Genomic DNA, 8,443 nt, shown 5'->3' with positions numbered 1-8,443 from the left:
CCCCAGCCCCCGGCCGGCAACCGGCTCGCCCGCGCGGGCCTGCTTCTCGGCTGTCTCGTCGGCCTCGCGATCCTCGTGTACGCCCTTCTGCCGGTGGTCCGGGTCTTCCCGCGGGCCGCCGAACCCGCCACGCTGCTGCTGGCTCCCGCCCTGCTCCTCGGGTTCGCCGTGCTGCGGCGGATCACCCCCGTCGTCGCCCCCGCCCTCGCCCCGTCCCTGGCGGCGACGGCCTGGGGCGCGACGGCCGCCGCCGGCTGCGCCGTCCTCGCCGACACCGGCCTGATCGGGGTGTGGACCCCGATCCTCGGCCCGGAGGGCACCGACCGGTGGGGCCCGGCACTGACCGCTCCGCTCAACGAGGAGCTGCTCAAGGTCGCAGGGGTGGCGCTGGTCGCCCTGGCGGGCCCCCGGCACGTGCGCGGGCCGATCGACGGGTTCGTCATGGGCGGCCTGGTCGGCCTCGGCTTCCAGATGACCGAGAACTGGATCCACGCGGTGAACTCCGTGATCACCGCCGGCGGCACCGCGCAGTTCGTTCCCGTGGTGGACACCGTGGTGGTGCGGGTCGGGGGCACCGGCTTCGGCTCGCACTGGGCGATGACCGCCGTCGCCGGCACCGGGGTCGGCCTGTTGGCCGCCCGCACGGGCACCCCGCTCCTCCGCCGCCTGCCGGGCGCCGTGCTGTGCCTGCTCCTCGCCATGGCACTGCACGCCTTCTTCGACGCCCCCTTGCCGGCCGACCCGGCACCGCCGGCCGCGAACCTCCTGCACGCCGGGACGGTGTTCCTCACGGCACTCCTCTTCTACCTGGTGCTGCGCGGTCGCCACCGGGCCCGACTGCGGGCCTGCGCGCGCCGCACGGGGCTGTCGGAGGACCTGCTGACCCGCGGCTCCCGCCGACGCGCCCTGCGGCCGATCGAGCGGGGCATCCAGCGCGAGCGGGTGGCCTCCGAGCAGCGCACCGACCTCCTGCGCCTGACCGATTGCGCCCACGGCCCCCGCACCCGCTGACCCCGACTCACCGCCGTCGCAAAAATCCCCAGGGAAGCAACAGGGAGAGAACCCTGAACGCCGCTTCCCTCCTCTCCTCTTCCGTGGCGCTCAGTACCACCACGACCGTCAGGAGCACCACAAGGCCGTAACTTCCCACAGCGATGTGCAGAACACCCCTCATCGCCTCGCCGTTGACCAGTGTCTCCAGGTAACCGTTCGCCGACATGCTGCCCCCTCCTCGCGACGGCGCCTTCGCCGCACCGACGGTCGCCGACGCTACTCCGTCTCTGACAGGACGTCAAATAAACCAGTTAGCGAGACGATTGACTTGCAGCATGCCTATCCAGCTAGACGATTCATGTCCAGCTAGGTCGTGTCCCTCAACTCCGTAACCAGGCGATGACCGCCGCCAGCACGGCTGCAGAGCGGTAGACGATCGCGAGTTTGTCGTAACGGGTGGCCAGGCCCCGCCACTGCTTGAGCAGGCTGAACTATCGTTCCACGACGTTCCTGCGCTTGTAGGTCTCGGTGTCCAGAGTCCGGGGCCGCCCACCGCTGCGGCCCTTCCTCTTGCGGTTGGCCTGCTGATCGGCACGCTCGGGAATCACCGTGCGGATGCCACGGACCGCGAGGTCTTCGCGGACCTGCTTGGAGGAATACGCCTTGTCTGCGAGCAGCGCGTCCGGTGCGGTGCGCGGCCTGCCAGGGCCAAGTCGCGGGACTCGGATGTTGCCCAGCAGGAGAGGGAGGACCTGCGCGTCGTGGATCTGGCCGGGGGTGACTACGACGGCCAGTGGGCGGCCGTGGCCGTCCACGGCGTGATGAATCTTGGTCGTCAGGCCGCCGCGGGATCGGCCTATAGCGTGTCCGGCCGGCTCGCCCGTGGTGGTAGGAGCTTCGCTCTTGCTGCGGCGAGTGGCGGCGCCGGTGTCCTTCTCTGGCCGGGCCGTGTTCGTGGCGTGCTGGTGGGCGCGGTTGATCGTCGAGTCGACCGAGACCGTCCAGTCGATCCCGTTGGCCGAGTCCGCCCGGGCGGTCAGCTGGGCCGGAACCGTGTCCCGGGTGCCGTCGGCCGCCCACCTGCGATGGCGCTTCCATACTGTCTGCCGGGGACCGAATGCTTCGCGGGGCAGATCTCTCCAGGGAATGCCGGTGCGGTATCGGTAGATGATTCCTTCGATGACGCGACGGTGGTCGGCGAACGGGCGCCCTGCCTTCCCCGTGCTGTGGGGAAGGCAGGGCGCCAGGCGTGCCCATTGCTCGTCGGTCAGCAGGTGCGTGCGCCCGCTCGTGGTCACCGAGGCCGGTAGGCGGTGGCCAGCACGGAGACGGTGACCTGATCGGGCAGGAGGCCGCCGTCGTTCAGGTCTGCACGGCTCACGTGGCGTGCGCTCGGCGTCATCGCTACCAAGTCCAGGGCATCCAGCCTGGTCAGGGGTGCGGAGTACTCCACCCGTTCAGTAACGGCGGCCTCGAAGAAAGGGTTGAGCGCCCGGTGCAGGCGCTGTTCCTTGGCCGGGTCGATCGTGACCATCCCGGGCACCTGGCCGCGCAGCTCGGCCAGGTGCCGCCCGGTGGGCCGGACCACGATCAGCCGACCGGTCGGGCGCAGTACGCGGTGGAACTCGGTCGGGTTGCGTGGGGCGAACACGTCCAGCACGATGTCGGCTGTCCCGTCGGCCAGCGGGAAGGGACGGAAGACGTCCCAGGCCACCGCGGCGGCGCGGTCGTGGGCACGGGCTGCCGAGCGCAGCGCGCGCACCGATGTGTCGAGCCCCAGACCACGGGCGTCGGTCAGTTGGTCGAGTACGCCGGCCAGGTAGTAGCCCGTGCCACACCCCACGTCCACCACCGTGGCCTGCTCCGGCGCGGCGTCGGCCGCCAGACGGGCCCCGACTTCGCGGATGGGCGCGTAGGAGCCGGTGGACAGGAACCGGTCCCGGGCCCGGGCCATGGCTGCGTCGTCGCCACTGGTGGCGCGGGTGCCCGTCAGCAGGCCGGCATAGCCATGGCGGGCAATATCGAAGGTATGGCCCACCGCGCAACGCAGTGCACCGTCGTCGGGGTGCAGGCGGCGCGTACGGCACGTCGGGCAGCGCAGCAGGTCAAGAGACAGATCAAGGGCAGGGGGAAGCAACACGGACACGAGGCACTCCAGGCAAGGGGCGAAGGGAAGAGACCGTGCCTGCACGCGCGCTCGAAACGTCACTGCCCCGGGAAGAAACGGACAGCATCGGGACGTGGTTCACGCCGCAGGCACACCAAGGAGGGCGACGCCGTCCGGCATCGCCCTCAGCGCCTTCCGATCACAGGAAGCAGCAGTGCGGGGTGCTCATGAATGCCACGTCATAAGTCTACGAGCACGGCGAAGCCCTTCATGCCTCCATGCCCGAGAGTGGAGAGACACGACCTAGGTCGCAGGTGCAGTAACCAAGCGAAGGGGTGGGAGGCATCCACCTCCCACCCCTTGCCTTGCAACCCCGCCTGTGCGGGGCCCACATCCCAACTCAAATCGCCCACTTAGCCAGACGTGGAACATTCCCGCGTATGCGGGAACACGGCTATGGTGCGGGCACACGACTATGCTAAACATCTCTCCGGACGCACGAGAGCTTCACCCATCGTGTCGAACTCAGCGACTCATCGGTCGGGGCTCACTCGTCGTCGGACTCCAGCTCGCCCTCGGTCTCCAGGAACACCCGGCGCAGCTCCTCCAGGACGGCCGGGTCGGGCTCGGCCCACATCCCCCGGCTCTCCGCCTCCAGCAGCCGCTCGGCCATGCCGTGCAGGGCCCACGGGTTGTTCTCCCGCAGGAACTTCTGATTCTCCGGGTCCAACACGTACGTCTGCGTCAGCTTGTCGTACATCCAGTCGGCGACCACGCCCGTCGTCGCGTCGTAGCCGAAGAGGTAGTCCACGGTCGCGGCCAACTCGAAGGCGCCCTTGTAGCCGTGGCGGCGCATCGCCTCGATCCAGCGCGGGTTGACCACCCGGGCCCGGAACACCCGCGAGGTCTCCTCGACCAGGGTGCGGGTGCGGACCGTCTCCGGGCGGGTGCTGTCGCCGATGTACGCCTCGGGGGCCTCGCCGCCGCGCAGCGCGCGGACGGTCGCGACCATGCCGCCGTGGTACTGGAAGTAGTCGTCGGAGTCGGCGATGTCGTGTTCGCGGGTGTCGGTGTTCTTGGCCGCGACCGCGATCCGCCTGTACGCCGTCTCCATCTCCTCGCGGGCCGAGCGGCCGTCCAGGCCGCGCCCGTAGGCGTAGCCGCCCCACACCGTGTAGACCTCGGCGAGGTCGGCGTCGGTGCGCCAGTCCCGGCTGTCGATGAGCTGGAGCAGGCCGGCGCCGTAGGTGCCGGGGCGGGAGCCGAAGATGCGGACGGTGGCGCGGCGCTCGTCGCCGTGCTCGGCGAGGTCGGCGCGGGTGTGGGCGCGCACGTGGTTGTCCTCGTCGGGCTCGTCCAGGCCGGCGACCAGCCGCACCGCGTCGTCCAGCAACCCGACCACGTGGGGGAAGGCGTCGCGGAAGAAGCCGCTGATGCGCAGCGTCACGTCGATGCGCGGGCGGCCCAGCTCCTGAAGCGGGATCGGCTCCAGGCCGGTGACCCGGCGTGAGGCGTCGTCCCACACCGGGCGGACGCCGAGCAGCGCCAGTGCCTCGGCGATGTCGTCGCCGGCGGTGCGCATCGCGCTGGTGCCCCACAGCGACAGGCCGACCGAGGAGGGCCACTTCCCGTGGTGGGAGCGGTAGCGCTCCAGCAGGGAGTCGGCCAGGGCGCGGCCGGTCTCCCAGGCGAGCCGGCTGGGCACGGCCTTGGGGTCCACGGAGTAGAAGTTGCGGCCGGTGGGCAGCACGTTGACCAGGCCGCGCAGCGGGGACCCGGAGGGTCCGGCGGGCACGAACCGCCCGGCCAGGGCGCGCACGGTGTGCTCCAACTCGTCCACGGTGCCCGCCAGTCGGGGCACCACCTCGCGGACGGCGAACTCCAGCACGCCGACCAGGGCGTCGCGGTTCACCGCCGGCGCCCCGGCGGCATCCGCGTCCGTGCCGGCACCCCCGTCCGGCAGCACGGCGTCGATGACGCCGGGCACCGCCGACGCCTCCCACCCGGCGTCCTCCATGCCCCGCACCAGCGCCCGGGCCAGCTCCTCCACCCGGTCGGCCTCCGCCCGCCCGGGCGCGGACTCGTCCAGGCCCAGCGCCTCGCGCAGCCCCGGCAGGGCGGTGGTGCCGCCCCAGATCTGTCGGGCGCGCAGGATCGCCAGCACCAGGTTGACCCGCTCCTCGCCGGTGGGCGCGTTGCCCAGCACGTGCAGGCCGTCGCGGATCTGGGCGTCCTTCACCTCGCACAGCCAGCCGTCGACGTGCAGCAGGAAGTCGTCGAAGCCGTCGTCGTCGGGGCGCTCCTCCAGGCCGAGGTCGTGGTCCAGGCGGGCGGCGCGGATCAGCGTCCAGATCTGGCCCCGGATGGCCGGCAGCTTGGCCGGGTCCATGACGGAGATCTGCGCGTACTCGTCGAGGAGTTGCTCCAGGCGGGCGATGTCGCCGTAGGACTCGGCGCGGGCCATCGGCGGCACGAGATGGTCGATGAGGGTGGCGTGCACCCGGCGCTTGGCCTGGGTGCCCTCGCCCGGGTCGTTGACCAGGAACGGGTAGACCAGCGGCAGGTCGCCGAGCGCGGCGTCGGGGGCGCAGGCGGCGGACAGCCCGGCGTTCTTGCCGGGCAACCACTCCAGGTTGCCGTGCTTGCCGAGGTGGATCATCGCGTCGGCGCCGAAGCCGCCCTCCGCGCGGGAGGCGGCCAGCCAGCGGTAGGCGGCCAGGTAGTGGTGCGAGGGCGGCAGGTCCGGGTCGTGGTAGATCGCGATGGGGTTCTCGCCGAAGCCGCGCGGGGGCTGGATGAGCACGATGAGGTTGCCCCGGCGCAGGGCGGCGAGCACGATCTCGCCCCCGGGGTCGCGGCTGCGGTCGACGAACATCTCGCCCGGCGGCGGGCCCCAGTGCTCCTCGACCGACTCCCGCAGCTCGGCGGGCAGACCCTCGTACCAGCGACGGTAGTCGGCGGCCGGGACGCGCACCGGGTTGCGGGCCAGCTGCTCCTCGGTGAGCCACTCCCGGTCGTGGCCGCCGGCGTCGATCAGGGCGCGGATCAGGTCATCGCCGTCACCGGAGGCCAGGCCCGGCAGCGGCCCCTCCTCGGTGCCCGTCGCGGCGTCGGCCCCCGGGGCGTCGGGGTCGGGCCCGATGTCGTAGCCCTCGGCACGCAGCCGCCGCAACAGGGCGATCGCGCTGGCCGGGGTGTCCAGACCGACCGCGTTGCCGATCCGCGAGTGCTTCGTCGGGTACGCGGACAGCACCAGCGCCAAGCGCTTGTCCGGCGCCGGGATGCGCCGCAGGCGGGCGTGGCGCACGGCGATGCCGGCGACCCGGGCGGCCCGCTCGGGATCGGGCACGTAGGACGGCAGACCCTCGGCGTCCACCTCCTTGAAGGAGAAGGGAACGGTGATCAACCGGCCGTCGAACTCGGGCACGGCGACCTGGGTGGCGGCGTCCAGCGGGGACAGTCCCTCGTCGTTGGCCTCCCAGTCGGCGCGCGAGCCGGTCAGGCACAGCGCCTGGAGGATCGGCACGTCGAGGTCGGCGAGCGCGCCCGCGTCCCAGGACTCGTCGTCCCCGCCCGCGGAGGCGTCGGCGGGAGTGGTGCCGCCGGCGGCGAGGACGGTGGTCACCACGACGTCGGCGGTGCGCAGCTCGGCGATCAGCTCGTCCTCGGGGGCGCGCAGCGAGGCGACCCAGCGCGGCAGCGGCCGGCCGCCGGCGTCCTCGACCGCCCGGCACAGCGCCTCCACGAAGGCGGTGTTGCCGCTCATCTGGTGGGCCCGGTAGTAGAGCACCGCGATGGTCGGGGCGTCGTCCGGCAGGTAGGGGGCGTCGGCGCGCGGGGCGCGCTCCAACTCGCCCCACGCGGGGGCGGCGGCGGGCGGGTCGAAGCCGTGGCCGGTGAGCAGCACGGTGTCGGAGAGGAAGCGGGCCAGGTGCTCCAGGTTGGTGGGCCCGCCGTGCGCGAGGTAGGCGTGCGCCTCGGCGGCGATGCCCACCGGCACGGTGGAGGCGGCCATCAGCTGGGCGTCAGGGGCCTGTTCGCCGGTGAGGACGACGACGGGGCGGGGGCCGGCGAGGAGCCGGTCGACGCCCTCCTGCCAGGCGCGCAGTCCGCCGAGGAGCCGGACCACCACCAGGTCGGTGCCCTCCAGCAGCGCGTCCAGGTCCTCGAGGGGGAGCCGGGAGGGGTTGGCGAACCGGTAGGGCACCGGGCCCTCCGCCGCGCGGGCGCTGAGCAGGTCGGTGTCCGACGTGGACAGGAGCAGGAGCATGCCGCGGCCGGCCTTCCTCCGGGGTCCTCGCCCCGGGCGGTGGCGACGGCGGGAGTTCCTGACTCACCCGGCCGGTGTGGCCGGATTCACAGTGGCGGGACCGCGCCGGACTCTCACCGGCTTCCTCCCCGAAACGCCGTCGCGGGCGTCGGCGATCCGGACGGACCGCCGCCGGTCATCGTATGCGCTGCGGGCCCCCGTGGGGAGTACGCCCCCGCTGGGGCCCCGGGTATGCTCGCCGGCATGTCCACCCGCCCCACAACCGTGCCGAACCGGGAGGAACCGTCCGGCCGTCGGCGTGACGACGCCTGTCCCGGCGCGCTGCGGTTGCACGCCGCCGACGACGGCGCGCTGGCCCGGGTGCGGCTGCCCGGCGGCCTGCTCGACGCGTCCGCCGCGCGGGTCCTCGCCGACCTGGCCGAGGAGTTCGGCGACGGCCGGGTCGACCTCACCTCGCGCGGGAACATGCAGCTCAGAGCCCTGCCGACGAACTGCGGCGCGGTGTTGGCGAGTCGACTTCGGGCGGCCGGACTGCTGCCCTCGGACACCCACGAACGGGCGCGGAACATCGTCGCCACGCCCCTGGCGGGCGCCCGCTCCGGCGTGCACGCCGTGGCCCGTGAGGTGGACCGGGCGCTGTGCGCGGACCCGGCGGCGGCCCGGCTGTCGGGCCGGTTCCTGTTCGCCGTGGACGACGGTCGCGGGGACGCCGCGACGCTGGACGCCGATGTGACGCTCGTCGCCCCGACGCCCCCCGTCGAGCCGGGCGCCGCCGACGGCGCCGCCCCGGCCGTCGGCCCGTGGCGCCTGGCGCTGGGCCCCGACGCCCGGGTGACGGTGCGTCGGAAGGACGCCGCGAGGGCCGCCGTCACCGCCGCCCTCCTCTTCCTGGCCACCGGCGACCGGTTCGCCGAAGCCCCCGGGACCACCGCCCCGGCCTCCCCGGAACCGGCCGCCGGCGGGCGCCCGGACCGGATATGGCGGGTCACCGACCTGCCCGTCGAGCTGCTCCCCGACACCGACCGACTGCTCGCCGCGCTCGCGGGGGCCGGCATATCCGCCGACCCCGCCCC

The 8,443-nt window shown here is 73.1% G+C and carries 4 protein-coding genes, 2 pseudogenes and 1 riboswitch; of the genes and pseudogenes, 2 read left to right on the top strand and 4 right to left on the bottom strand.

The window, feature by feature from the left end; translation table 11 throughout:
• Nucleotides 1-1,011 (top strand): PrsW family glutamic-type intramembrane protease (locus FNQ90_RS06420; RefSeq protein ID WP_182605378.1); only part of this gene is annotated, 1,011 nt, incomplete at its 5' end.
• Between the two features lie 7 nt (nt 1,012-1,018).
• On the opposite strand, the gene FNQ90_RS06415 is transcribed toward FNQ90_RS06420, so the two are convergent.
• The 4 genes and pseudogenes from FNQ90_RS06415 to cobN all read right to left on the bottom strand — a co-directional run bounded on the left by FNQ90_RS06415 (nt 1,019) and on the right by cobN (nt 7,370).
• Nucleotides 1,019-1,219, bottom strand: coding sequence for a hypothetical protein (locus FNQ90_RS06415; protein WP_182605377.1), 201 nt, complete (start codon nt 1,217-1,219; stop codon nt 1,019-1,021).
• Nucleotides 1,220-1,373: 154 nt separating this feature from the next.
• Nucleotides 1,374-2,291 (bottom strand): annotated as a pseudogene (locus FNQ90_RS06410) (IS5 family transposase).
• Nucleotides 2,288-3,139, bottom strand: a complete 852-nt coding sequence (locus FNQ90_RS06405) for a methyltransferase domain-containing protein (protein ID WP_182605376.1) — start codon at nt 3,137-3,139, stop codon at nt 2,288-2,290. The pseudogene FNQ90_RS06410 and the gene FNQ90_RS06405 overlap by 4 nt, the downstream one beginning before the upstream one ends.
• A gap of 508 nt (nt 3,140-3,647) precedes the next feature.
• The gene (cobN, locus tag FNQ90_RS06400) at nt 3,648-7,370 is read right to left on the bottom strand and encodes a cobaltochelatase subunit CobN (RefSeq protein WP_182605375.1); all 3,723 of its coding nucleotides are present in this window, start codon (nt 7,368-7,370) and stop codon (nt 3,648-3,650) included.
• A 52-nt stretch (nt 7,371-7,422) separates the two neighbouring features.
• A riboswitch (cobalamin riboswitch) is annotated at nt 7,423-7,497 on the bottom strand.
• Nucleotides 7,498-7,613: 116 nt separating this feature from the next.
• Between cobN and FNQ90_RS06395 the strand changes: the two are divergent.
• Nucleotides 7,614-8,443 (top strand): annotated as a pseudogene (locus FNQ90_RS06395) (nitrite reductase); the annotation flags it as partial.

The sequence above is a fragment of the Streptomyces alkaliphilus genome, assembly GCF_014141535.1.
Lineage (GTDB): Bacteria > Actinomycetota > Actinomycetes > Streptomycetales > Streptomycetaceae > Streptomyces > Streptomyces alkaliphilus.
This window is presented reverse-complemented; position numbering and strand designations above follow the sequence as displayed.